The 23,381-nt window shown below is 39.3% G+C and carries 25 protein-coding genes; 23 read left to right on the top strand and 2 right to left on the bottom strand.

The window, feature by feature from the left end; genetic code table 11:
- Positions 1 to 43: 43 nt before the first annotated feature.
- Positions 44 to 1,342, bottom strand: coding sequence for a peptidylprolyl isomerase (locus AC1M86_RS00305; protein WP_481606980.1), 1,299 nt, complete (start codon positions 1,340 to 1,342; stop codon positions 44 to 46).
- Positions 1,342 to 3,816: an LPS-assembly protein LptD gene (locus AC1M86_RS00300; RefSeq protein ID WP_481606979.1), complete on the bottom strand. Its 2,475-nt coding sequence runs from the start codon at positions 3,814 to 3,816 to the stop codon at positions 1,342 to 1,344. The genes AC1M86_RS00305 and AC1M86_RS00300 overlap by 1 nt, the downstream gene beginning before the upstream one ends.
- 119 nt (positions 3,817 to 3,935) lie before the next feature.
- On the opposite strand from AC1M86_RS00300, the gene AC1M86_RS00295 reads away from it, so the two are divergent.
- From AC1M86_RS00295 to rpsA, 23 genes are all read left to right on the top strand, one after another.
- On the top strand, positions 3,936 to 4,952 hold the full coding sequence (locus AC1M86_RS00295; RefSeq protein WP_481606978.1) for an aminoglycoside phosphotransferase family protein: 1,017 nt from the start codon (positions 3,936 to 3,938) through the stop codon (positions 4,950 to 4,952).
- Complete coding sequence (gene murU, locus AC1M86_RS00290; RefSeq protein ID WP_481588357.1) at positions 4,949 to 5,638, top strand: N-acetylmuramate alpha-1-phosphate uridylyltransferase MurU; 690 nt, start codon at positions 4,949 to 4,951, stop codon at positions 5,636 to 5,638. The genes AC1M86_RS00295 and murU overlap by 4 nt, the downstream gene beginning before the upstream one ends.
- Before the next feature lie 85 nt (positions 5,639 to 5,723).
- Positions 5,724 to 6,356 carry a 16S rRNA (guanine(527)-N(7))-methyltransferase RsmG gene (gene rsmG, locus AC1M86_RS00285; RefSeq protein WP_481606977.1) on the top strand — a complete coding sequence of 211 codons (633 nt, stop codon included), beginning with the start codon at positions 5,724 to 5,726 and terminating at the stop codon, positions 6,354 to 6,356.
- Between the two features lie 23 nt (positions 6,357 to 6,379).
- Positions 6,380 to 7,162 (top strand): ParA family protein, encoded by a 783-nt coding sequence (locus AC1M86_RS00280; RefSeq protein WP_035264598.1) that lies wholly within the window; start codon positions 6,380 to 6,382, stop codon positions 7,160 to 7,162.
- The gene (locus tag AC1M86_RS00275) at positions 7,159 to 8,049 is read left to right on the top strand and encodes a ParB/RepB/Spo0J family partition protein (RefSeq protein ID WP_035264597.1); all 891 of its coding nucleotides are present in this window, start codon (positions 7,159 to 7,161) and stop codon (positions 8,047 to 8,049) included. The genes AC1M86_RS00280 and AC1M86_RS00275 overlap by 4 nt, the downstream gene beginning before the upstream one ends.
- A gap of 233 nt (positions 8,050 to 8,282) precedes the next feature.
- A complete protein-coding gene (msbA, locus tag AC1M86_RS00270; protein ID WP_481593004.1) occupies positions 8,283 to 10,007 on the top strand; it encodes a lipid A export permease/ATP-binding protein MsbA in 1,725 nt (574 codons plus the stop codon).
- Between the two features lie 3 nt (positions 10,008 to 10,010).
- The gene (lpxK, locus tag AC1M86_RS00265; protein WP_481606976.1) at positions 10,011 to 11,021 is read left to right on the top strand and encodes a tetraacyldisaccharide 4'-kinase; all 1,011 of its coding nucleotides are present in this window, start codon (positions 10,011 to 10,013) and stop codon (positions 11,019 to 11,021) included.
- A gap of 9 nt (positions 11,022 to 11,030) precedes the next feature.
- Complete coding sequence (kdsB, locus tag AC1M86_RS00260) at positions 11,031 to 11,792, top strand: 3-deoxy-manno-octulosonate cytidylyltransferase (protein ID WP_481606975.1); 762 nt, start codon at positions 11,031 to 11,033, stop codon at positions 11,790 to 11,792.
- Between the two features lie 13 nt (positions 11,793 to 11,805).
- Complete coding sequence (locus tag AC1M86_RS00255; RefSeq protein WP_481591156.1) at positions 11,806 to 12,783, top strand: DNA polymerase III subunit delta'; 978 nt, start codon at positions 11,806 to 11,808, stop codon at positions 12,781 to 12,783.
- A gap of 25 nt (positions 12,784 to 12,808) precedes the next feature.
- Complete coding sequence (locus AC1M86_RS00250) at positions 12,809 to 13,150, top strand: PilZ domain-containing protein (RefSeq protein WP_481606974.1); 342 nt, start codon at positions 12,809 to 12,811, stop codon at positions 13,148 to 13,150.
- A gap of 31 nt (positions 13,151 to 13,181) precedes the next feature.
- On the top strand, positions 13,182 to 13,955 hold the full coding sequence (locus tag AC1M86_RS00245; RefSeq protein ID WP_481606973.1) for a TatD family hydrolase: 774 nt from the start codon (positions 13,182 to 13,184) through the stop codon (positions 13,953 to 13,955).
- Positions 13,956 to 14,000: 45 nt separating this feature from the next.
- On the top strand, positions 14,001 to 14,615 hold the full coding sequence (locus AC1M86_RS00240; RefSeq protein ID WP_035264575.1) for a TetR/AcrR family transcriptional regulator: 615 nt from the start codon (positions 14,001 to 14,003) through the stop codon (positions 14,613 to 14,615).
- Between the two features lies 1 nt (position 14,616).
- Positions 14,617 to 15,177, top strand: coding sequence for a pilus assembly FimT family protein (locus AC1M86_RS00235; protein ID WP_481606972.1), 561 nt, complete (start codon positions 14,617 to 14,619; stop codon positions 15,175 to 15,177).
- Positions 15,164 to 15,556 (top strand): type II secretion system minor pseudopilin GspI, encoded by a 393-nt coding sequence (gene gspI / locus AC1M86_RS00230; RefSeq protein ID WP_481588351.1) that lies wholly within the window; start codon positions 15,164 to 15,166, stop codon positions 15,554 to 15,556. Before AC1M86_RS00235 ends, gspI begins: the two co-directional genes overlap by 14 nt.
- Positions 15,553 to 16,197: a type II secretion system minor pseudopilin GspJ gene (gene gspJ, locus AC1M86_RS00225; protein WP_481606971.1), complete on the top strand. Its 645-nt coding sequence runs from the start codon at positions 15,553 to 15,555 to the stop codon at positions 16,195 to 16,197. Before gspI ends, gspJ begins: the two co-directional genes overlap by 4 nt.
- 15 nt (positions 16,198 to 16,212) lie before the next feature.
- On the top strand, positions 16,213 to 17,169 hold the full coding sequence (gene gspK, locus AC1M86_RS00220; protein ID WP_481591151.1) for a type II secretion system minor pseudopilin GspK: 957 nt from the start codon (positions 16,213 to 16,215) through the stop codon (positions 17,167 to 17,169).
- A gap of 162 nt (positions 17,170 to 17,331) precedes the next feature.
- Positions 17,332 to 17,928, top strand: a complete 597-nt coding sequence (locus tag AC1M86_RS00215) for a 6-pyruvoyl trahydropterin synthase family protein (protein WP_481588348.1) — start codon at positions 17,332 to 17,334, stop codon at positions 17,926 to 17,928.
- Between the two features lie 28 nt (positions 17,929 to 17,956).
- A complete protein-coding gene (gene ung / locus AC1M86_RS00210; protein ID WP_481606970.1) occupies positions 17,957 to 18,670 on the top strand; it encodes a uracil-DNA glycosylase in 714 nt (237 codons plus the stop codon).
- Positions 18,667 to 19,788 carry an enoyl-CoA hydratase/isomerase family protein gene (locus tag AC1M86_RS00205; RefSeq protein ID WP_481606969.1) on the top strand — a complete coding sequence of 374 codons (1,122 nt, stop codon included), beginning with the start codon at positions 18,667 to 18,669 and terminating at the stop codon, positions 19,786 to 19,788. Before ung ends, AC1M86_RS00205 begins: the two co-directional genes overlap by 4 nt.
- A 2-nt stretch (positions 19,789 to 19,790) precedes the next feature.
- A complete protein-coding gene (gene tadA, locus AC1M86_RS00200; protein ID WP_035264563.1) occupies positions 19,791 to 20,315 on the top strand; it encodes a tRNA adenosine(34) deaminase TadA in 525 nt (174 codons plus the stop codon).
- A 76-nt stretch (positions 20,316 to 20,391) separates the two neighbouring features.
- Positions 20,392 to 20,823: an SRPBCC family protein gene (locus AC1M86_RS00195; protein WP_481606968.1), complete on the top strand. Its 432-nt coding sequence runs from the start codon at positions 20,392 to 20,394 to the stop codon at positions 20,821 to 20,823.
- Between the two features lie 18 nt (positions 20,824 to 20,841).
- A complete protein-coding gene (gene cmk / locus AC1M86_RS00190) occupies positions 20,842 to 21,522 on the top strand; it encodes a (d)CMP kinase (RefSeq protein WP_481606967.1) in 681 nt (226 codons plus the stop codon).
- A 116-nt stretch (positions 21,523 to 21,638) separates the two neighbouring features.
- On the top strand, positions 21,639 to 23,315 hold the full coding sequence (rpsA, locus tag AC1M86_RS00185; RefSeq protein ID WP_035264556.1) for a 30S ribosomal protein S1: 1,677 nt from the start codon (positions 21,639 to 21,641) through the stop codon (positions 23,313 to 23,315).
- Positions 23,316 to 23,381 lie beyond the last annotated feature (66 nt).

Raw genomic sequence — 23,381 nt, 5'->3', positions numbered from 1 at the left:
AAAATTAAAGCCCCCATAGTGGAGGCTCTCAATTAAGAAAAAATTAGTTTTGGTTGGGTTGTTTAATTTCAACGTATGTACTTGCGCGAAGCTCTCTTAACCAGCCATCTAACTCTGCATCAAATTGACGGTCACCAAGAATTTGGCGCGCTATGCGTTTTTGCTGTTCCTGAGTCATGTCTTGCTGACGTGCATCAGTAACTTGCAAAATATGCCAACCAAACTGTGTTTCAAAAGGTTCACTGACTTCGCCAATTTTCGCAGTCTGCATTTTTTGATCAAACTCTGGCACCATCATACCTGGTGAAACCCAACCTAAGCTACCACCATCACGTGCAGAACCCGGATCATTTGAATAAGTTGCAGCAAGGACTGCAAAATCATCACCTGCCTTTACACGGCTATAGATACTGTCAATAGTGTGTTTGGCATTTTCAGGGCTCACCACTTCAGAAGTCTTAATCAGAATATGGCGAGTTTGGTATTGTGGCACAATTGTCTTTTTCTCATTTGACTTGCGCTCTAAGAGTTTCAACAAGTGGATGCCATCTCGAGCCTGAATTAAATCAGTAGTATTGCCTGGTGAAACTAAAGCGATACTCGATGCAAGTTCTTCTGGAATATCTGCGATTGAGCGCGAGCCCATATCTGCACCTTCAACTTTAATTGTAGATGTAGAAAATTGTTTCTGTATCACATCTACATCATTCGAAGCTTGAAGTGCATCTTGAACTTGTTGCGCGACTTGAGTGAGTTCTTGTTGAGAGGCTTCACCAGAAATTCTGAAGTGAATCACGTGAGCTTGAGTACCCACAGCAGCTTGACCTTCCGGTGATTTGAGGAAGTTTTCAACATCTTGGTCGCTGATTTTGATGCGTGACATCACTTGTTGTTGACGTAAGCGCTGAATAGCAAGATCATCAGCGACTTTAGCACGTAGGTTTTCATAAGTGCCTGGAGCCATACGGTCAAGCTTTTGCTGGAAGTCTTCTAGGCTATTGCTGTTCGACTGGCGAGCAACATTAAGTACAGCATCATTTAAAGTTTTTTCATCAACTTGAATGCCATAGCGTTTTACTTGTTCAAGTTGCGCATTTTGGATGATAAGTTTATTCAGAGCTTGATTTTCAAGTACCTGAAGTGGTGGTACATCCTGTTTTTGAGCTTTAAGCTGATGTTGTAGCTCAGCGACACCTTGTGCAATATCACTTTTTAAAATGGCACTTTTGCCAACAATAGCAACGATTTGATCTGATGGGTTTGCATAACTTGACACTGATGCAGAAATAACAAGTGCTAATGCTGAAGCTTTAAAGAGTTGTTTTAAATTTTGCATCTTCATTAATTCGTCCAATTTTGTTTAACTTTATCGAAACCCAAGATTCGATTTTCCAGTAAAGAGCTTAACTTACTGTTTAAGCCACCAAGTCCTTTAAGTGTAAACTCTGCCATTACAGCACGTTTTTGTTTGGTATCTGGTGCATTAACATCATCTAAGTCATTGTAATAAGAGCGACCATAGACCGAAACACCCCAGCAGCACGACTCATAATTAATACCTAAAAGGTACTCGCGTGCAACACTGTTGTCTAGATCATATTGCATATGACCCATCAAATTCCAATTACCTTTCACAGGTTGTATAAAGGATGCTGTAACTTGGTCATAGTGGTCTTGACGATCTTCAAGTCGCTTACGATTAAAATAACCAAAGTTGTATAGGTTACCTTGATCACCTGTGTAATACACTTGTAGATCACGTTGAGCATTATCTCCGTTAGACATCCACATTGAGTTTGCATTCACAGTAAAGTTCTGAGAAAGCTGGCTGGCAATGCTGATCACAGGACCAGTTTGACGCTCAGTATTAAATGGGTCATTTTGACTATTATTCAAAGTCACCTTACGGTCTTCAAAATAGTAACTTTGTCCGATGCTGGCACGTAAACGTTCTAATCCGATTGTATCAAAGAGGCTGTAACTTACCCCGAGTGATAAGAAGTTATTATCTTCTAGGCGGTCGTGGCCATAAAAGCGACGTGGATTAAAGAGTTGATCGTAATTCAGGGACGCTGCGGTTGAGTCAAAGTTCGGTGAACTGTTTTGATTTCTGTGTGGTGCATAAGCATAGAATGCACGTGGTGTGATGGTTTGTAAGAATTTTCCATCTTTTTCAAAGATAAGACCTGCATCCAAAGTAAACTCTGGAACTATAACTGCATTGTCTTTGGTATTTTTTCTTTGTTCTTCAGTGATACGATCAATCGTATTTTGATCAAAGAAAGTATTTATAGAGCGAACTGATGCTTGTGGTATAAAGAATGACCACTGATTGCGGAAATTATATCGAGCAGAAAACTCATTATAAAGACGTGTACCACTTGGTTGATAAATGGTGTCCATATTTGAGTTGTCTGAAGCATTTAAGTCATTAATATCTTTTTGGAAATATGCTGTATCGTTATTAAATTCGTATTCCAATCCTTGCGGGTTGCCAGTGATATAATTGACGAGCAATTGCGGTAGTCGCGCATAGGGGCGATCAACATCATCAACATCAGGGTCTAGCGTCTGGAAGTCTTCAACTTTGAGTTGCGCGCGCAACCCTGGAATTCCATTGGCGTAATTAAGATCCCAAGCGCGGCGTTGGTTTAACTCTGTTCTTGTATTCGGGTTGCTGTCTAGATCGGCAAAGAAGTCTTTATCAGAAACATAGTTGTATTCTAAATTGGTCGTCCATTGGTCATTGATTTTCCAATTGTGCAAGAGGTGTAAATCTTTACGATCTTCATCATCATATTTACGATCTTGTGCTAAATAACCACCCCAAATACGGCCACCACCATATTGTTCAGTCAGATACCTGAACTCACCTTCAGCCATGAATCCACGACCGCCAATGAAACGTGGGGTTATAGTTGCATCATAATTGGGTGCTAAATTGAGATAAATTGGCGCTTCAAGTTCTAAACCACCATCGTTTGTATAACCAAAACCTGGGTTTAATAAGCCAGTGGTACGACGATCATCAATAGGGAAATTGAAATATGGCACAGCCAGCACTGGTGTGTTTTTAATATATAGTTTAGTGCCTTTGGTCACGCCACGCCCAGTGTCTTGATTTAACTCAATCGAATTGGCTTGAATCTTCCACGTTGGGCTTTGCTCAGGTGGACACGTGCTATAAGTTGCATTCTGAAGGAGTAAAATATTGGGTGAGGTGCGCTCAATATTTTCTGCACGACCATGCCCATGTGTCGCTTCTGAAATATAAAAGCTGTTATTGAGGCGTCCCGTTTGGGTTTTTAAATTGTAGTCAATTTGATCACTTTGAGCCAATAAACCCGCTTGTGCTAACTGTACATTGCCAGAAGCTTTGGCATGGGTCTGAGTATTGTCAATTTTAATCTTATCTGCACGAACCATACGACCTTGCTGATCGATGATGACATTGCCTTCTAATTCTGAATCACCATTTGGATTGTAATATGCACGATCAGCGGTGATGATCGATGTTGCTTGCTCAGGATCAACTGCTTTAGTATCAGGGCTGATTGGTGTCAACCAAGTTTGAGCACAAAATTTCGAGCTTGGGGAGAACGTGCTACGTTGTTGCGCTTCGGCTGAATTTTTATTGACATAATATTGATCAAAGAAGCGCTGACCAGGGTAGCTTTCTTTAATTGCAGTTTGAAGTGCTTGATTGTCCACCTCAGTTGTACTGTCTTTAGAGTCGGCATAACTTGAGACTGTGCTACCACACAATAAGGTTAAAATAGCAGTCGCCAAAGGGCTGAAAGTAAACTGATGCTTCATTTATATCATTAACCAAGTATGCAAATTGCAATTAATTATTGTCGCATCATAGAGAAAAAACGGATTAGTGGCTACACTTAGCACTTTAAATATTCAGCCTGTACTAGAATTTATAGCAAATGAATACACAACGTGAACAATTGATACATACGTGGGTGCAATCTGTACTTCAATCAGAGCAGTTCGAAATAAAATATTTAGCAGGCGATGCCAGTTTCCGTCGCTATGCGCGAATCACCTTGAATAATAAATCATTTATGTTAATGGATGCACCTCCAGAAAAAGAAGATTGTGTACCTTTTGTGACGATTGATGAATTCTTCGATCGTCATGGTGTTCGTGTTCCACATATTGTTGCAAAGGATTTAGAGCAAGGGTTGTTGCTTCTTGAAGATTTTGGGGATGAGCTTTTAGCGAACCATTTAAACAATGACACGGTAGATCAGCATTATTTACAGAGTTTTAAACAACTCATTCAATTACAGTCTATTCATGGTGTGGATCAGTTTCCAGAATATAGTTACGAAAAATTAATCAGTGAAATGGAGTTATTCACAGATTGGTTGCTTCCATCACTAAATATTCGATTAAATGCTGATGAACAAGGTTTGATTAAGCGTACTTTTGCGATATTGGCAAATGCGGCTTTAGCTCAACCACAAGTGATTGTTCATCGAGACTTTCACAGTCGTAATCTCATGCTGTTAAGTGATGAGCAAGAGCAAGGTGTAATTGATTTTCAAGATGCGGTAATCGGTGCGGATACCTACGACTTGATTTCAATTACACGTGATGCATACGTGCAATGGCCTCCAGCACGTGTAAAACAATGGTTTAAAACCTTCTATGAATTATTACCAGATGATTCAAAAATTGATCGTGATTTAGAGCGCTTTATTAAAGATGCTGACTTCATGGCGATTCAACGCCATTTAAAGATTTTAGGTATTTTTGTGCGATTGTTTGAACGTGATGGAAAGTCGGGCTATTTAAAAGACTTGCCTCGTGTCATGTGGTATTTACTCGAAGAGTCGAAGCCTTACGCTGAACTCACTCCATTTATTCAATGGGTTGAAGATAAAGTGCTTCATGCATTTGAAGCCAAGTATGGTCACTATGAGGTAGTAGCTGCATGAAAGCCATGATTTTAGCAGCGGGTCTGGGTAACCGTATGCGTCCCTTGACGCTTTATAAACCAAAGCCACTGTTGGAAGTGGGTGGAAAGCCTTTAATTGTATGGCATATTGAAAAATTAAAGTCGATTGGTGTTAGTGAAATTATTATTAATTCGGCATGGCTGGCAGACAAATTGATTGGTGCTTTAGGCGATGGTTCTCAGTTTGGTGTGAACATTCGCTGGACGCGTGAAGATGAGGGTTTGGAAACAGCTGGTGGAATCATCAATGCTTTGCCGTTGTTGGGTGAAGAACCATTTATTCTCGTCAATGGGGATGTGTGGACTCAGTTTGATTTTGCTCAGTTGCTTGAGCTTGATTTACAAGAAGATCTAGCACACTTGGTACTTGTGCCAAATCCGCTACAACATCCTCAAGGTGATTTCACACTATTAGATGGTCGTGCTTATACTTTTGAGCAAGAAAAAGAGGGCGAAAATCTGACTTATAGTGGTATTGCGGTGATTCATCCTCGTTTATTTCAAGGTCTAGAATGGGGCAAGCGTCCTTTAGCACCTTTGCTTAAAGATGCTATGCACAACCACAGAATTTCTGCTGCAAAAATGGCAGAAATGTGGGTGGATGTGGGTACTCCAGAAAGGTTGATGCAGTTGGATCAGCAAATTCGAGAAGGACAATTTAACTAACTGAGTATTCACTAAGCGTTAAATAGTGTTCCACGATGCATAAAACGGTATACTTTGATTAATTTTATTGAGATGTTTACTGTTTATGCATCCTTTTTTTCATGAGTTACAACAAGGTAGTCAAAAACTAGGTTTATCACTCAGTGATGAGGCGTTGAGTTTATTATTAAAATATCAAGATGCGCTTGTATTGTGGAATAAGGCGTACAACTTGACCGCGATTCGTGATCCTAAAGAAATGTTAGTTAAGCATTTATTGGATAGCCTCAGCATCTTGAAAGACTTGCCTCAAGGGCGATTGCTTGATATCGGTACCGGTGGTGGTATGCCGGGGATGATCATCGCGCTATGTCAACCTGAGCGAAGCTGTGTGCTTCTGGATTCGAATGGAAAAAAAATTCGTTTTCTCAAACAGTTTATTGCTGATCTAAAACTAAAAAATGTTGTGGCAGTTCAAACTCGAGTAGAGAATGAAGAGAGTATTAATGAACTGGGTAAATTCGATGTAATTACCAGTCGTGCTTTCGCCTCACTGACAGATTTTATTACTGCTTCTCGTCCTTTTATGCATGAAAACAGTGTTATTGCTTCTATGAAAGGTTTAATTCCTGCTGAGGAAATTGAAAACCATAAAGATGAGTTGAGTTGCGAAATTATTGAGCTTCACGTTCCTCGTTTAGATGAACAACGTCATTTATTGCTACTTAAACAAATTTAAAAATTCTAGGGATTGGGGTTACCATGGCTCAAATTATTGCTATTGCGAACCAAAAAGGTGGCGTAGGTAAAACCACGACTGCTGTAAATTTGGCTGCATCATTAGCAGTGCTTAAAAAGCGAGTATTGTTGATTGATATGGACTCTCAAGGCAATGCCACTATGGGTTCAGGTATTCAAAAGAATGATCTCTTATACTCAGTAACTGATGTTTTACTGGGTGAAGTGCCAATTGAAACTGCCATCACTAAAGCTGAAGTTGGATATCGCGTACTTGGCTCCAATCGTGATTTAGCAGGTGTTGAATTAGCCATTGCTGAGCAAGACGGTCGTGAATTTATTCTGCGTGATGCGATCCAACAAATTGAAGATAAGTTTGATTACATCATTGTGGATTGTGCACCAAGCTTAAGTTTGATCACGGTAAATGCATTGGCTGCTGTTAAAAGCGTGATCATTCCAATGCAGTGTGAATATTATGCCTTGGAAGGCTTGGCAGATTTAACACAAACGATTGATCGTATTCAACAAGCGTTAAATCCTGATTTAGAAATCATTGGTGTATTGCGTACCATGTACGATGCTCGAAATGCACTGACACGTGATGTGTCGGATGAGTTGGAGCAGTATTTTGGTAAAAAATTATACGAAACGGTTATTCCTCGAAATGTGCGTTTAGCGGAAGCGCCAGCACATGGGTTACCGATTATTTATTTTGAAAAAAGTTCTAAGGGTGCAGTGGCTTATTTGAATCTTGCTGCTGAAATGTTAAAAAAAACCAAAGTGAAAAAAGGAAGTAAAGCATGACCGTGAAGAAAAGAGGCTTAGCAAAGGGTCGTGGCTTAGATGCGTTATTGGGCTCTATTCAAAAAGAAAAATTACAATTAGAAGCACAGTCATTAGATCATGGTCAGCTCAAACAAGTAGATGTCAAACTTCTTAAACGTGGTAATTATCAGCCGCGACGTTTTATTCATGAAGAAGACCTTCAGGAATTAGCATCTTCTATTAAAAAGCATGGCATCATGCAGCCGATTGTCATTCGTCCAATTGAGGATGATGTGCATCAATATGAAATTATTGCAGGGGAGCGCCGTTGGCGAGCAGCTCAAATCGCTGGACTAAATGAAGTTCCTGCAATTGTTCGTGATTTGTCAGATCAAGTTGCAATTGCATTGGCATTAATTGAAAACATTCAACGCCAAGATTTAAATCCAATTGATCAAGCTATGGCATTGCAGCGTTTTCATGAAGAGTTTGGATTAAGTCACCAAGAAATTGCTGAAACAGTGGGCAAGGCACGTACTACAGTAAGTAATTTATTGCGCTTATTAAGCTTAGCGGATCCGATTAAAGACCATATCCAACAAGGTCAATTAGATATGGGGCATGCGCGTGCAATATTGACTTTGCGTGCAAAAGACCAAATTGAAATTGCAAAAATTGTCATTGAAAAAAACCTTTCTGTTCGTCAAACAGAACAGTTAGTGCGTGATTTTAATGCACCAAAACAGGATAAGCCAAAACCATCAATTTCAGCTGATTTAGAGCAACTGACTCAGCGTCTTTCTGAACGTTTCAGTGCAGATGTTAAAATTGATCACAATAAGCAAGGTAAAGGTAAGCTTGTGATTCATTATCATTCACTTGATGAGTTAGATGGTATTCTAAATATCTGTTTAGATGAAAAATAATTAATTTAAAAGCAGTAAATGTGATTTATTTAGATGAGTTTGAGATTTAAGTCATTTAGGTCTCAATACTCCAATTGAGCTAAGGTTTACTTTGATCATTCCATACAATCAGGTCATTGATTTTAGAGTGGGGCAGACTTTAGCATTCGATGTTCGAATTATGTATGATTAAATTGCATACGTGCTGAATCTGTTTAGGTGTTTAAGGATACCGTACCAATTAGAGGTTGTGAGTGAAGCAAGATTTTAAAGTTTATATGCGTTTGTTGAGTTACTTAAAACAGTACTGGACGATTGCATTGATTGTTGTATTTGGTTTTGTGCTGAATGCCGCGACTGAAGTTTCTGTTGCGAAATTATTAGAGCATATTATCAATGCCATTCAAGAACAGGATCGAAGTTTCACGAACTTATTCCCATTTTTGGTTGTGGTTTTGATGTTTGTACGAGGAGTGGGGCTATTTCTAGGTGGATACTACACTTCGGTGATTTCTCGAAATCTAATTTTTAATATTCGCCAAGAAGTTTTTGCTAAATTAATGCGATTGCCGTCGCAATATTATTTAGATAACACTAGTGGTCATATTACTGCCAAAATTATGTACAACGTTGAACAGCTGACTGCTGCCTCAACGGAGTCATTAAGAACCTTATTACAACAAGGTTTGATCACCATTGCGCTGTTAGGATATTTGTTCTATTCCAACTGGCGCTTGACTTTATGTATTTTGATTTTTGCGCCATTAATCGGTTTGTTGATTAGAAAAGCTGCTAAACGTATGCGTAAGCTGTCTACTCAAGTGCAAGATACGATGGGTGATGTAAACCATGTAGTGCAAGAAACCGTGAATGGTAATCTGGTTGTTAAAGGGTTTGGTGGACAGGCATACGAGCAAACTCGTTTTAAAGAAACCTCACTCGAAAACTTGCGTCGTGGTTTAAAAATGGTTGCAGTACAACAATTAAATAGTCCTGTTGTGCAACTTATTATGGCGATCGCTTTAAGTATTGTGATTTGGATTGCTTTAAGACCTGAGATATTACAGGATACTTCAGCAGGTCAGTTTGTTGCGTATATTACTGCAGCCGGTATGTTGAGTAAGCCAATTAAAGCTTTGACCGATATCAATGAAAAATTACAGCGAGGAATGGCTGCAGCACATTCAGTATTTGAATTATTGGATATGCCTGAAGAAAAAAATGAAGGGCAGTTAAAACCACAACTCAAAGGCAATATTGAATTTAATCAGGCAAATTTAACATATAGCGATGGTTTCCATGCCATCCATGATTTCAATTTAAATGTAAAAGCTGGGCAGACTGTAGCTTTGGTGGGGCGTTCGGGGGCTGGCAAGTCTTCTTTAGTTAACTTATTGGTTCGTTTTCAAGAATTAAGTTCAGGGTCAATCAAATTTGACGGCCATGATATTCAAGATATTGAAGTTACAGCGTTACGCTCACAAGTGGCTATGGTCAATCAGCAAGTCGTGCTGTTTAACCGTACTGTTCGTGAGAATATTGCTTATGGTCAGTTACAAGATGCTTCGGAAGAGCAGGTTATTGCTGCTGCGAAAGCTGCTTATGCCCATGACTTTATTATGGCACTGCCTCAAGGCTATGACACACCATTAGGTGCTCAAGGTTTAAATTTATCTGGCGGACAAAGACAGCGTATTGCAATTGCTCGCGCAATCTTAAAAAATGCTCCGATTTTAATTCTTGATGAAGCGACAAGCGCATTAGACAATGAGTCTGAATACTTCATTCAACGTGCTTTTGATGCAGCTATGCAGGATCGGACAACGATTGTCATTGCACATCGATTATCAACGATTGAGAATGCAGATCTTATTGTGGTAATGGATAAAGGTCGAATATTAGAGCAGGGAACACATCAGGAATTACTCGATTTGCGTGGTGCATATTTCCAACTGCATCAACGTAATTTTGAGGAATAAGTTATGTCTATTGCGCAGGTCATTCAAAACGCTTGGAATAAGCAATCCAAGTGGTTGATTGTATTGCGACCTCTGTCATTGCTTTATCGATTAGGATTTTTCCTGAACAAAGCCTTGTATCAACGTGGTATAAAACCTATTTATACTGCACCAGTTCCTGTCATGGTCATTGGCAATATAACGGTAGGTGGTAGTGGTAAAACACCGTTATTAATTCAATTGGTTAAATATCTTCAACAAAAAAATATTCGAGTTGGAGTAATTAGTCGAGGCTATGGTGGCAAAGGTCCTTTTCCTGCAAGCGTGAATCTCGATTCTGAGCCAAATGAAGTGGGTGATGAGCCCTGTTTAATTGTGCAATCTACTGGCGTGCCGATGGTCGTAGGTGGGCAACGACAGAAAAGTATAGAGTTACTTCTCTCTCAGCATCAACTTGATTTGATCATTAGTGATGATGGTTTGCAACATTGGGCACTTGATCGTCAATTAGAATGGATTGTGCTGGATAACAATCGTGGTTTAGGTAATCAGAAACTGTTGCCAGAAGGCTTTTTGCGTGAGCCAGTAGCACGGTTATGCAGGGGTACAGTAATTGAGCATGCTGAACAACCAAGCTCAAATCTGTATATGCAATTACAAGTTGCAGCGCCGTACTTGTTAAATCCAGTTGAAGATCAAGTTGAATATTTTGCCACTGATTTGAATTATTATGCGGTCGTTGGTATTGGGTTCCCGCAACGGTTTTATAAAACCCTTGAAAGTATGGGCTTAAAGCATTTTCAGTGTCATGAATTTCCTGATCATTATGATTATCAGATTGATGATTTACAATTTGAAGATTCAAATCCAATCATCACCACTGAAAAAGATGCTGTGAAACTCCTCCCTTTGTTAAAACAACATCCAGAATTTAGTCGTGAAATTTGGGTGGTTCCTGTTGAAGCAGCTTTATCATCAGCTTGTTATGATTTGCTGGATCACCAGCTTGCAAAACTCGGTATCGTAAACACATAAGGAATATCCATGAAACATATTGTAATACCTGCTCGCTTTGCAAGTTCGCGTTTACCTGGAAAACCACTACTTAAAATACACGGGCGTGAAATGATTTTACGTGTGGTAGATCAGGCACGAAAAGTGACTGGGTTTGATGATTTATGTGTTGCTACTGATGATCAAAGAATTGTTGATCTTTGTAAGGCAGAACAAATTGATGTTGTGTTGACCAGTGCAGAACACCCTTCTGGAACCGACCGATTGAGTGAAGTCGCACGAATCAAAGGTTGGGCGAGTGAAGATATTATTGTAAATGTGCAAGGTGATGAACCATTATTACCTGCTTCGTTAGTCCAACAGGTTGCTTCTTTGTTAGAGCAAAAGCCTGAATGTTCAATGTCCACTTTGTGTGAAGTGATCCAAGAATTAGAAGAGTTTAAACGCGATAGTATTGTCAAAGTCGTCATGAGTAAGTTCAATGAAGCGCTTTATTTCAGTCGTGCAACCATTCCATATGATCGTGATGGATCAAAGCAACAACCTCAGATACTACATCGAAAAGCCTACCGACATCTTGGTTTATATGCCTATCGAGTGAAGTTGCTACAAGAGTACGTGACATGGGATCAGGGAGATCTCGAGGTTTTAGAAAGCCTTGAGCAACTGCGTGTTTTAGAAAATGGTCATCGAATCGCAATTGATGTGGCAGAGGTGAGCTTACCACCAGGTGTGGATAAGCAACAAGATTTAGACCGTCTTAATGCAATGCCTATTTCTCATTTCCAATAGTATAGATTAGTCAATGACTCAGACTCAGCATGTTTATCCTTGGCAACTTAATGTATGGAGCACACTGACTCAGCGGTTTCCTCAAGTAGGTCATGGATTACTTTTTTATGGCAAAAAAGGCTGTGGTAAAGAAGCTTTTACCCAGCAATTTGTTACTTGGCTGCTATGTTTAGATAAGCAGCCAAATCAACCTTGTGGTCAGTGTTCGAGTTGTTTGTGGCTAAAATCAGATACTCATCCAAATTATGTTTACGTCACGACGGATGAGGACAATAAGAAACAAAACGCTAAAATTAAAATTGAGAAAATTCGTGAATTACAGCCATTCGTGCAACAAACCGTCGATGGTTGGCGGGTTATTGTGATTGAACCGGCGGAAGCGCTCAATATCGCATCGTCAAATGCTTTATTGAAAACACTTGAAGAACCAGGTGAGCGTGTTGTGATTATTCTTTTGGCGGATCATTATTTAAAATTACCAGCCACTATACGAAGTCGCCTACAACATTACGCCTTAGATCGGCTGACTGATGATCAAGCCAATGCATATTTGAATGAACATTTGAATGCAGAGCAGCAGACTTTGAGCTCACTGTTGCTTAACCTTTCGAATGGTATGCCTTTAGCTGCTATTGAGTTGGCCTCAAGTGAATGGTTAACTCTGCGAAGTGCGTTTATAAATGATTGGTATCATTTAGTCAGTCAAAAAAATATGCCAATGCAGTACGCCTCTAAATGGAATAAGCAACTCAACTTTTCCGAGTTGATTGTTATGTTTGAGTACTTATTAGCTGATCTTGTTGCCTATAAAATGGAACAAAATGTAAAAAATAGCGATTTAGACTTTAGTTTGTTGGCTGAGCAATATCAATTAGAGCAATTATTTGATATTTATAATGATGTGCATCAAGCAAAACAAATGGTTGAGCAGAATGTTCAATCAAATTTAATTGTTGATCAGCTTTTTATAAAATTAATGAATGTTCAATAATCATGTTTGAATACAGGGGATAGAGATGCAGCCACGTCCGGGCGGTTTATTACAAGTCAATATTAATGATCGCGAAACTCTGCAATCCAGTTATATGCCTTTTGTTGAGGGTGGTGGATTATTTATTCCAACCAAACATCCAGTCAAAATGGGTGAAGAAATTTTTATCTTGGCAACACTTCCTAATCAAACCCAAAAAATACCAATTACGGGTAAGGTGATTTGGATTTCCTATAAGCAATCGGGCATTAAACCACAAGGTTTTGGAGTGCAGTTAACTGGAGATAAAGGAGCCTATTACAAAATGGAAGCAGAAAAAATACTCGCTGGAAGTATGTCAACAGCACGCGCAAGCTTTACAATGTAGGCTCTGACTTAAAAAATTAAAAGGTGTCCTTGTGTTTGTAGATACACACTGTCATTTAAACATGCTCAATCTTGAACCTTACGAGGGAAATATCGATTTAGCAATTCAGCAAGCGATTGATGCTGGTGTCACAAAAATGATGGGGATATCGGTTGATTTAGATGATCATATTATTCTGTCAGAAATTGCAGCTCGACACGAAGGAGTAGGCTACAGTGTTGGGGTGCATCCATGTGAAGATCCAGCAGTCATGCAGCGTGCTACTCTTGAAATTTTGGTTGAATTGGCGAGTAAAGATAAGGTCTGGGCAATTGGTGAAACGGGTCTAGATTATTATCACAGTACTGAATTTGTTAAAGAACAAAAAGAATGTTTTGCACGACATATTCAAGCTTCACAGATGGTGAAAAAGCCAGTGGTTGTACACACACGCTCATCTAAAAACGATACGATAGATATTATAAGAGCTGAAAAGTCGACACACGGAATTTTGCATTGTTTTACTGAGGATTGGGATACGGCAAAAGCGGTTCTAGATTGCGGTTATTACATTTCATTTTCAGGAATAGTATCGTTTAAAAATGCTCAGGATTTACGTGATGTGGCCAAGCAAGTTCCATTAGATCGACTATTAATTGAGACTGATAGCCCTTATTTAGCACCAATGCCATATAGAGGAAAGTCTAATGAACCAAAGTATGTCCCATATGTAGCCAAAGCATTAAGTGATGTATATGATAAGTCAGTCGAGGAGATTGCCTTTATTACAACGCAAAATTTCGAGAATCTTCTACGAATGCAGTAAAAATTTAATACGGAAAATAGAAAGAAGAGAGTTTATAGAGTGAAGATGGATCGTCAGGCTCAGTTTAGAGCGAGAGAAGCATTAATATTTCAGGTCGCAGAACAACTTCTTTTGGAAAACGGCGAAGCGGGCATGACATTGGATGCATTGGCCGCTGAGTTGGATTTGGCAAAAGGAACACTCTATAAGCACTTCCAAAGTAAAGATGAATTGTACATGTTGCTCATTATTCGTAATGAGCGCATGTTATTAGAAATGGTTCGAGATACTGAAAAAGGATTTCCTGAACATTTAGCTTTTTTTATGTTGCACCATTTGCATCATCCAGAACGTACTGTACTCTTTCATCAAATTGAAGAGCGATTGTCTACAACCGGTCAAGGTATTAATCATTTGTTTAATGAAATGTATCAGATTCGCAAAAGTAGACTCAGAATTATCATTCGTATGACAGAAAATCATCTAGCATCCATTCAAAGTAAGATGAGTTCTCGGGATTATTTAGCATCCATTTGGTCGATTACTCATGGTGGTGCTGCGATATTAAACTCGAGTTTCTATCAACGCTATTTAGGCTGTCGAGATACGTTAAGGGTTGCTTTAATTGATCAAGCGTTGATGATGCCTAAACAGATTAATTTGACAGAATCAGTGGCCTAATATGCAATCTCTAGATCACCGTCAAGGCGGATTTACTTTAATCGAATTGATGGTGGTCATTGTGATCATCAGCATCATGGCGGCATTGGTGGTGATGAATATTGGTGGGATTGATCAACGTAAGGCAATGCAAGCTAGAGAAGCTTTAATATTAGATTTAAAACGTATTCAACGAGAGGCTGTTGATCAATCGTTAGTGGTTGCATTGATGCCACAATGGAATGGTGATCAGTTTCGCTATACATTTCAAAAATATAATGATTTAACTCGTCCTGAGCAGACGCTTGTATCGAACAATAATCGTCAACCTTCCACTTGGGTTGAAATGCCAGAGTTTTCTGCGAGAGAGCTACCTGCTAAGGTTTCATTTCAGATCGAAAGTAGCGACTATAGTTTTGAAAATGCAACTAATGCAGACTTGATGAATAATAATGCACCGAAATTAATTTGGTTGGGCAATGGCGAGGTTAAACCTGTCACAATTCAAATGTATTATGAACAAAAAGCAATTGGTGATCTTATTCAAATAGATTACTTAGGTAAAATCGATGCGGGCGCTTAAAGGATTTACCTTGATTGAGGTTGTGGTGGCTTTGGCTATTTTCGCTGTAGCAGCAATGTCATTGACGAAGGTAGCTATGCAGTACACACAGGCGACTGCGAATGCAATTTTACGAACAAAAGCACAATTCGTCGCACAAAATGAAGTCGCTGCAATGCAAATTAGTGGTGAATGGTTAGAGGGAACTCAATCGAAGCAAATTACCTCTCAAGGGTTAAGTTGGCAAATTGATAAAAAATCAGAAGCGACTATTAGCCCAGATGTTCAGAAAATAGAAGTGCAAGTGAGTCTATATAACAATGATTTAGGTAAAGTTGAATCAGGTGTCACCACCATGGTGTTTTATAACTATCCTATCAGAGAGCAATCCAACTCATGATCAAGAGTAAACAACAAGGTTTTACCTTGGTAGAGCTTTTGGTTGCCATAGCCATCTTTGCAGTATTGTCTGCTTTAGGATGGAAAATTTTTGATTATTTAAATAAAGTCAAAGATCGCAATGCGGTGCATGAGCAGCAGCTTCTCAGTTTGCAAGATAGTTATTTACAAATGCAAAGAGATGCTTTGCAAATTGTACCGCTGACTGCAAATATCGCAGGACAAATCCAACCTGCATTTTTACTGGATGATCAGTCTTTACAATTTAGTAAGGCAGGGGTCACTGATCCGCTGAAACAGGGTTTGTCTCCATTTGAGAGAATAGAATATCGTTATAATGCACAAGATCGAAAAGTTTATCGTTTAAAGTATCCCAATCTGAATGTTCTTCAAACAACCCAACCTTTATCCAGTACGATCCTAGAGAATGTGGATGAGTTTCAAATCACGATTTTAAACCCGAATGAATTGAATTCGTGGCCGGAAGCATCAACAATAAGTTCTAATAGTAATGATGCTCAAGATGGTGTTGCTCGGCTATTGCCTAAAGGTATGCGAATTAGATTTAAACAACAAGATGTTGAATTCGAGTGGATTTTTAGTTTGCTTAATACTGACTATTTAAAACCGGCATCTAGTTAATCATTAGGAAAATGCATGAAGCAGCAAAAAGGAATCGCCCTGATTACGATTTTAATGTTAGTCGCTTTGGCAACTATCATTGCTGCGACGATTGCCCATCGTCAATACAATACCAGTGAAAATACGGCTTATGTGATTCGTCAAAACCAAGCACTGTATTATGCAAAAAGTGCTGAAGCTTTTTTCTCAGAATTATTGGTTCAAGATGCTAAGTCCAATTCAAAATCAGATAATCTTCAAGAAACTTGGGCTCAACCGATGCCACCATTTCCAATTGATGGTGGTTATGTCGCAGGGCGAATTGTTGATGAAACGGGTAAGTTTAATTTAAACAGTTTGGTCAAAGATGATGGCGTGCCGAATGATAATGCGGTGAATTACTTTAAGGGATTATTAACAAAGCTTGGTTTGCCAGAAGAATTGAATGAAGCGGTAATTGATTGGCAAGATCAAGATGATTTGACGATTGGTGCGATGGGGGCAGAGAGTAATTATTATTTAAGTTTAACGCGTCCTTATTTGCCAGCGAATGGTCCTTTTCATAGCGTTGAAGAGTTGAAGCAAGTGCGAGGATTTGAAGGTGATAAGTTTTTATTGATAAAACCTTATGTTACAGCGATTCCTTTAAAAGAAATTAAAATTAATATTAATACAGCACCAGCGATGATTATTGCTGCTATAGACCCAAGTTTGGATGTGCAAAATGTGCAGCGTGATTTGGATCAGAAAAAAGCCAATGGTGAGTTTTTTGAGTCCGTAGATCAGCTCTGGGAACTCAACACTCTAAGTCAGTTAAGTGAAGAAGCAAAAAGCACAGCAAAAAATAATTTTGATGTTAAATCTGCATTCTATCGAGCAGATATTGAAATCATGCTATCTGATCGAAAGCGATATTTTTCGAGTTATCTGATGCGTGATGAAGATAAGGTTTATGTCTTCTCAAGAAGTTTGGCACCTCTTCAAACCAATTGATTAAATTGCTAAACTATTAATTTAAACAAATTGAATGATGGCTTTTTATTTTTTTTGTTTTTAATACGTTTTGCCAATTGCTTAAAACGTTAAAATTAATGATGAGTTGTGTGAATATGCACTATAATCATTTTAACCCATGATTTTTTATTGCTCTGACATATGTTAATTCGAAAATTATTTAAGTTTGAAAACGCGCATATTGTGCGAAATTGCACATCAGACCGCTGTAAGCGTTCAATTCATGGTCATAGCTATAAAGTCGAATTATTATTGAGAGCCTCAAAGCTAGACCATGGTCAAATGGTCTATGATTTTGGTTTGCTGAAAGGTGTGATCAAAGAACTTTATGATAGTTTTGATCATGCGATTTGTTTTTGGCAAGAAGATTCAGCTGAATATATTCAAGCATGTAAAACTTTTAGTGCGCGTTGGGTTTCATTACCCGTTTCACCTTCTGCTGAACAATTTTCTCGAATTTTCTTTTATTTGGCAGAACAAGTACTGAAATCAACTGTCACGCAAAATGGTGAAGGTGATGTTGAAGTCTATTCAGTGATCGTGCATGAAACTGACACAGGCTATGCGCAAAGTTTTGCTGAAGATATCGTAAATGAACAGATGGGCTTATTGGCGCTTGATCAAATCGTATTCTCAGAACAAATTCAAAATGAATGGTCTGATCCTAAAATGTACGAACAATTGAAACAAGGCTTAACTTTTAAGAACCCAAGTGTAGATTTACAAGTAAAACTTTAAAGCTGTGATTGATTTAGGGATGAACACAATGCAACTCACCGAACAAGAATTAAGTCAACTGAATCAAGTTCGGTTAGAGGATAGTTGGAAGTATGCTTTAGCAGAGTTTTTGCTCAGCGATAAAATGGATCAGCTGAAAGCTTTTCTCAAATCTGAATTACAGGCGAATAAGGTGATATACCCACCTAATTCTCTTATTTTTAATGCCTTCAACACCACACCCTTAGATCGTGTAAAGGTCGTGATTCTCGGTCAAGATCCTTATCACGGTCCAAATCAAGCACATGGATTGAGTTTTTCAGTGCAAAAGGGTGTTGCATTACCGCCGTCTTTGCGTAATATCTATCACGAACTCAGCACTGACCTTGGAATAGCGCCTGCCAAGCATGGTGATTTAACCCAATGGGCTGAAGAGGGTGTCTTGTTGCTGAACAGTGTATTGACTGTTGAAGCGGGCCAGCCGACTTCACACCAAAAGAAAGGTTGGGAAGATTTCACTGATGCTGCGATAGATGTTCTAAATGAGCAACGTGAAAAGATCGTTTTCATTCTTTGGGGTGCGTACGCGCATAAGAAAGGTCAACGAATTGACCAAAATAAGCATTTGGTCTTAAAAGCAGCACATCCATCACCGTTGGCAGCAAACCGAAGTGGTTTTTTTGGGTGTAAAGTTTTTTCAAAAACAAATAATTATCTTAAACAAAATGGCATTGAGCCAATTAAATGGCAGCTGGAAGCATGACAATATCTCCTGAGACGAATCAATATCATCCTGACTTAATTGTTGAAGAAGCACAGAATGGATGGAGAGTGGTTCGATTAAATCGTCCAAAATCTTTACATGCACTTGATGAATCTATTGTGACGGCTTTATTGGCTGTTTTTGAAAAGTTTCATCATGATGATGCCGTTAAAGCGATCTGGTTTGATTCAACAACACCTAAAGCTTTTTGTGCCGGTGGGGATGTGCGCAAACTCCGTCAGTTGGTCATCAATAATGAAGTTGATGCGGCAAATAAATTTTTTGAACAAGAATACGCGCTAGATCTTTTGTTGCATAACTACGCTAAGCCGATAGTCGTTTGGGGTGAAGGTTATGTGATGGGTGGTGGGCTTGGCTTATTTATGGCTGCACCATTCAGACTGGTTACACCTTATTCGCGTCTTGCAATGCCAGAAGTGAATATTGGTTTATATCCAGATGTTGGTGCTAGTCGTTTCTTGGCAGATCGTGGTCCAATTGGTCTATTTACAGGTTTAACTGGATCGATCATGACTGCGGCAGGAGCTTATGGTATCGGTTGGGCGACTCATATTTGTGATGCTCAGCGTGATGTTGTTTTACAAAAGTTGATCAATATCGATTGGGATCATTATCCTGCTGGCGATTTTAGGGCATTAGATGACACTTTAAATAGTTTGCATCGACCAGTTTCTCCAGGGCCACTGCAAATCTCGTTAGATGTGATTCACAGTGTCTGTCGCGGTGCAAACTTTGAAAATGACTACGAAGCAATCATCGGGTTAAGTGATGCACGAAGTGATTGGCTAAGACAAGCCAGTGAAAATCTGGCAAAAGGCTCACCGAGTACGGCTGCGATTACTTGGTTGTTATGGCAATGGGGGCGTCAAGTTCATCCTTGGCAAGAAGTATTTGAACTTGAAACTCAAATTTCTGATTGGAAAATTAGACATCCTGATTTTGTTGAGGGCGTGCGTGCGCGTTTAGTGGATAAAGATTTATCTCCTGAATGGACACCTGCAGAGTCTATGTCCTTAAAAGGAATTTTAGGTGCGCACCCACCAGTTACAAATATCGAGAGCTGGAATAACTTGTTAAAACAGTACGGTATTATCTAATTTTGACTGAAATCCAATTTGATACTGAAGATCTAAAATGGATGCAGCGTGCCTATGAGCAGGCTGCATTCGCAGCTCAATTGGGAGAAATCCCTGTTGGAGCTGTCATTGTGAGTCAGGGAAAAGTGATTGGTGAAGGATATAATCAACCCATCCTGAGTCATGATCCAACTGCTCATGCAGAAGTGGTCGCACTTCGCCAAGCATGTAATCAAATTCAGAACTATCGTCTACCAGAAGATGCAACCCTTTATGTAACCCTTGAGCCATGCACGATGTGTGTGGGGGCTTTAATTCATGCTCGAGTTCACCGTGTTGTATTTGGTACTTTAGAGCCGAAAGCGGGTTCTCTGGTCAGTGCGCGACAGTTATTAAATAATCAAGGTTATTACAACCATATATTTGAATTTGAAGGGGGCTGCATGCAATCAGCGTGTGCTCATCAGCTTTCAGAATTTTTTAAATTCAGACGTGAACAAAAAAAACAACAGCGTGTACGACAAAAAATAGAAAATAATCAGGAATGATTGCTATTGTTGATTGTGGAAAAATTGACATAATGTATTGTCAGTATGAAGCGGAATCAATGAAAAGGAATAAAAAATGAATTCAATCCAAGTTAAACAAGAATTTAACCAGCCTATAGATCGTGTATTTGAAGTTTTGTCAAAACATGCGACTTATAATGATGTATTTGCACCGATTCAGGTTGTACGCATTAAAGATGCAGCTGATCCGAGTCGTCCTGATGGGATTGGATCAGTACGAAAAATGGGATTAGGCCCAATAAAGCCAATTCAAGAAGAAATTACTGTACTAGAGCCAAATAAGCGTATTGAATACAAACTTATCAAGAATCCATTAATCAAACATCATCTTGGAATTATTGAATTTAAAGAGCTTTCAACAGCTAAAACTTTAGTCACATACACGATCGAATTACAGGCAAGAGCACCATTTGTGAGCAAATTAATTCTTGCACAACTCAAACTTGCTATTACACTTGGTTTTAAGAAATTAGCAAAACGCCTTTAAGGCGAAGTTGGTAAAGTAATGACAATTCAAATTATCACGATCGATGGACCAAGCGGTTCAGGCAAAGGAACTTTGGCAGCAAAATTGGCACAGCATTACCAGTTTCATTTACTGGATTCTGGCGCCTTGTATCGTTTGTTGGGATTGTCATTACATCAGCTGAATTTAATTGATTCAATTCACAATCGAGATGTGTTGGTCAAATGCGTAGAAATAGCGACTCATCTCGATATTCAATTTGTTAGTGATCATTTAAAAACAAAAATTTTACTTAACGGGTATGATGTAACGGATGAAATTCGCACGGAAAAAGTTGGAGAGTTTGCATCCAAGGTTGCAGTTGTACCTGAATTAAGACAGGCATTATTCGAAAGACAACGTGCATTTGCACAAGCACCAGGTCTTGTTGCCGATGGCCGTGATATGGCGACTTCAATCTTTCCAGAAGCCCAAGCGAAAATATATTTGACGGCTTCTGCTGAGTCTCGTGCTGAGCGACGTGTAAAGCAGTTGCAGGCTATGGGGCAAAATGTTAAAATGAGCGACATTTTATCTAATATCCAAGCACGTGATAAGCGTGATATGGAAAGAACCGTTGCGCCGCTTAAGCCGGCTGAAGGTGCTTACATTATCGATAGTTCAGATCTGGACATTGACGCTGTATTTAACCTGATGACCGCATATATTGATGCGCAATAAGATAAATTAATGAATATTAGTGGAAGCATAGCTTGATCAGTTCTATATGGACTATGTCGATACTTAACTAAACCGGCCTTGTCTGATCCAAGACCGCTGACTTTTCTAGGTATATCATGACCGAATCTTTTGCAGCCCTCTTTGAAGCAAGCGAATTAAACCTCAACGTTGAAAAGGGTGCAGTCATCCAAGGTATCGTTGTTAGCATCGATTCTGACTGGGTAACTGTAGATACTGGCCTTAAATCTGAAGGCGTAGTAGCTCGCTCTGAATTCTTAAACGAACAACGTGAACTTGAAGTTAACGTTGGTGACACAGTTGACGTAGTTGTTGAAGCGCTTGACAACGGTATGGGTCAAACAGTTTTATCACGTGAAAAAGCTAAACGTGCTGAAACTTGGACTAAACTTGAAAAAATCTTTGAAGACGGCGAGATCGTTACTGGTGTTATCTCTGGTAAGGTTAAAGGCGGTTTCACTGTTGACATCGGTCCAGTACGTGCGTTCTTACCAGGTTCTTTGGTAGACACTCGTCCTATCCGTGACACGACTCACCTCGAAGGCAAAGAGTTAGAGTTCAAAGTTATCAAACTTGACGCTAAACGTAACAACGTTGTTGTATCACGTCGTGCTGTTATGGAAGCTGAATCTTCAGCTGACCGTGAAGCTCTTCTATCTCAACTTGAAGAAGGTCAAACAGTTACTGGTACAATCAAAAACCTTACTGACTACGGTGCTTTCGTTGACCTTGGCGGTATTGATGGTCTTCTTCACATCACTGACATGGCTTGGAAACGTATCAAGCATCCATCAGAAGTTGTTGAAGTTGGTCAAGAAGTTACTGTTAAAGTACTTAAATTTGACAAAGAGCGTAACCGTGTATCATTAGGTCTTAAACAACTTGGTGAAGATCCATGGTTAGCGATCATGAACCGTTACCCTAAAGGTTCTATCGTTAAAGCGCGTGTAACTAACTTAACTGATTACGGTTGCTTCGCTGAAATCGCTGAAGGCGTTGAAGGCTTAGTACACGTTTCAGAAATGGACCACACAAACAAAAACATCCACCCATCTAAAGTTGTTCAGATTGGTGATGAAGTTGATGTTATGGTTCTTGAGGTTGATGAAGAGCGTCGTCGTATTTCTCTTGGTATCAAACAAACTCGTGCTAACCCATGGGAAGAGTTTGCTAAGGCTCACGACAAAGGTGAAAAAGTTTCAGGTACAATCAAGTCTATCACTGACTTCGGTATCTTCATCGGTTTACCAGGCGGTATCGATGGTCTAGTTCACTTATCTGACATTTCTTGGAACGAACAAGGCGAAGAAGCGATTCGTCGTTACAAGAAAGGTGACACTGTTGAAGCGGTTATCCTTTCTGTAGACGCTGAAGGCAACCGTATCAGCCTTGGTATCAAGCAAATGAACAGCGATCCGTTCAACGATTTCTTAGCTGCTAACGAACGTGGTGCTCTTGTTAAAGGTACTGTAGTTGCAGTTGATGCTCGTGGCGCAACAATTAAGTTGGCTGACGAAGTTGAAGCTTCTCTTAAAGCTTCAGAAATCAACCGTGACCGCGTTGAAGATGCAACTAAATTCTTAGAAGTTGGTCAAGAAGTTGAAGCTAAGATCATCAATGTTGATCGCAAATCACGCGCAATCAACTTGTCTATCAAAGCGAAAGACGAAGCTGAAGAGAAAGAAGCTGTTGCTAACTTGAAAACTGCTTCTGCAGGTCAAGACAACGGTCCTAAGACAATTGGTGATTTGATCAAAGCTCAAATGAACCACTAAGTCTTTCGTGTTCAATGTATTGTTAATGTAATTTAACTAATACTTTTTACACAAATACTGTAAACG

It is taken from the genome of Acinetobacter sp. ANC_7654 (genome assembly GCF_056779855.1).
Note: the sequence above shows the minus strand (reverse complement) of the source record. Positions and strands in the feature narration are given on the sequence as shown.

What these genes read in the sequence shown, in the direction of transcription:
- kdsB (WP_481606975.1), top strand. Translation starts at nt 11,031, where the DNA reads ATGAAACATATTGTAATACCTGCTCGCTTTGCAAGTTCGCGTTTACCT.
- AC1M86_RS00195 (WP_481606968.1), top strand. Translation starts at nt 20,392, where the DNA reads ATGAATTCAATCCAAGTTAAACAAGAATTTAACCAGCCTATAGATCGT.
- rpsA (WP_035264556.1), top strand. Translation starts at nt 21,639, where the DNA reads ATGACCGAATCTTTTGCAGCCCTCTTTGAAGCAAGCGAATTAAACCTC.
- AC1M86_RS00250 (WP_481606974.1), top strand. Translation starts at nt 12,809, where the DNA reads ATGCAGCCACGTCCGGGCGGTTTATTACAAGTCAATATTAATGATCGC.
- lpxK (WP_481606976.1), top strand. Translation starts at nt 10,011, where the DNA reads ATGTCTATTGCGCAGGTCATTCAAAACGCTTGGAATAAGCAATCCAAG.
- AC1M86_RS00235 (WP_481606972.1), top strand. Translation starts at nt 14,617, where the DNA reads ATGCAATCTCTAGATCACCGTCAAGGCGGATTTACTTTAATCGAATTG.
- AC1M86_RS00215 (WP_481588348.1), top strand. Translation starts at nt 17,332, where the DNA reads ATGTTAATTCGAAAATTATTTAAGTTTGAAAACGCGCATATTGTGCGA.
- AC1M86_RS00280 (WP_035264598.1), top strand. Translation starts at nt 6,380, where the DNA reads ATGGCTCAAATTATTGCTATTGCGAACCAAAAAGGTGGCGTAGGTAAA.
- gspK (WP_481591151.1), top strand. Translation starts at nt 16,213, where the DNA reads ATGAAGCAGCAAAAAGGAATCGCCCTGATTACGATTTTAATGTTAGTC.
- AC1M86_RS00205 (WP_481606969.1), top strand. Translation starts at nt 18,667, where the DNA reads ATGACAATATCTCCTGAGACGAATCAATATCATCCTGACTTAATTGTT.
- rsmG (WP_481606977.1), top strand. Translation starts at nt 5,724, where the DNA reads ATGCATCCTTTTTTTCATGAGTTACAACAAGGTAGTCAAAAACTAGGT.
- ung (WP_481606970.1), top strand. Translation starts at nt 17,957, where the DNA reads ATGCAACTCACCGAACAAGAATTAAGTCAACTGAATCAAGTTCGGTTA.
- cmk (WP_481606967.1), top strand. Translation starts at nt 20,842, where the DNA reads ATGACAATTCAAATTATCACGATCGATGGACCAAGCGGTTCAGGCAAA.
- AC1M86_RS00300 (WP_481606979.1), bottom strand. Translation starts at nt 3,816, where the DNA reads ATGAAGCATCAGTTTACTTTCAGCCCTTTGGCGACTGCTATTTTAACC.
- AC1M86_RS00240 (WP_035264575.1), top strand. Translation starts at nt 14,001, where the DNA reads ATGGATCGTCAGGCTCAGTTTAGAGCGAGAGAAGCATTAATATTTCAG.
- AC1M86_RS00255 (WP_481591156.1), top strand. Translation starts at nt 11,806, where the DNA reads ATGACTCAGACTCAGCATGTTTATCCTTGGCAACTTAATGTATGGAGC.
- AC1M86_RS00275 (WP_035264597.1), top strand. Translation starts at nt 7,159, where the DNA reads ATGACCGTGAAGAAAAGAGGCTTAGCAAAGGGTCGTGGCTTAGATGCG.
- gspI (WP_481588351.1), top strand. Translation starts at nt 15,164, where the DNA reads ATGCGGGCGCTTAAAGGATTTACCTTGATTGAGGTTGTGGTGGCTTTG.
- gspJ (WP_481606971.1), top strand. Translation starts at nt 15,553, where the DNA reads ATGATCAAGAGTAAACAACAAGGTTTTACCTTGGTAGAGCTTTTGGTT.
- AC1M86_RS00305 (WP_481606980.1), bottom strand. Translation starts at nt 1,342, where the DNA reads ATGAAGATGCAAAATTTAAAACAACTCTTTAAAGCTTCAGCATTAGCA.
- AC1M86_RS00295 (WP_481606978.1), top strand. Translation starts at nt 3,936, where the DNA reads ATGAATACACAACGTGAACAATTGATACATACGTGGGTGCAATCTGTA.
- murU (WP_481588357.1), top strand. Translation starts at nt 4,949, where the DNA reads ATGAAAGCCATGATTTTAGCAGCGGGTCTGGGTAACCGTATGCGTCCC.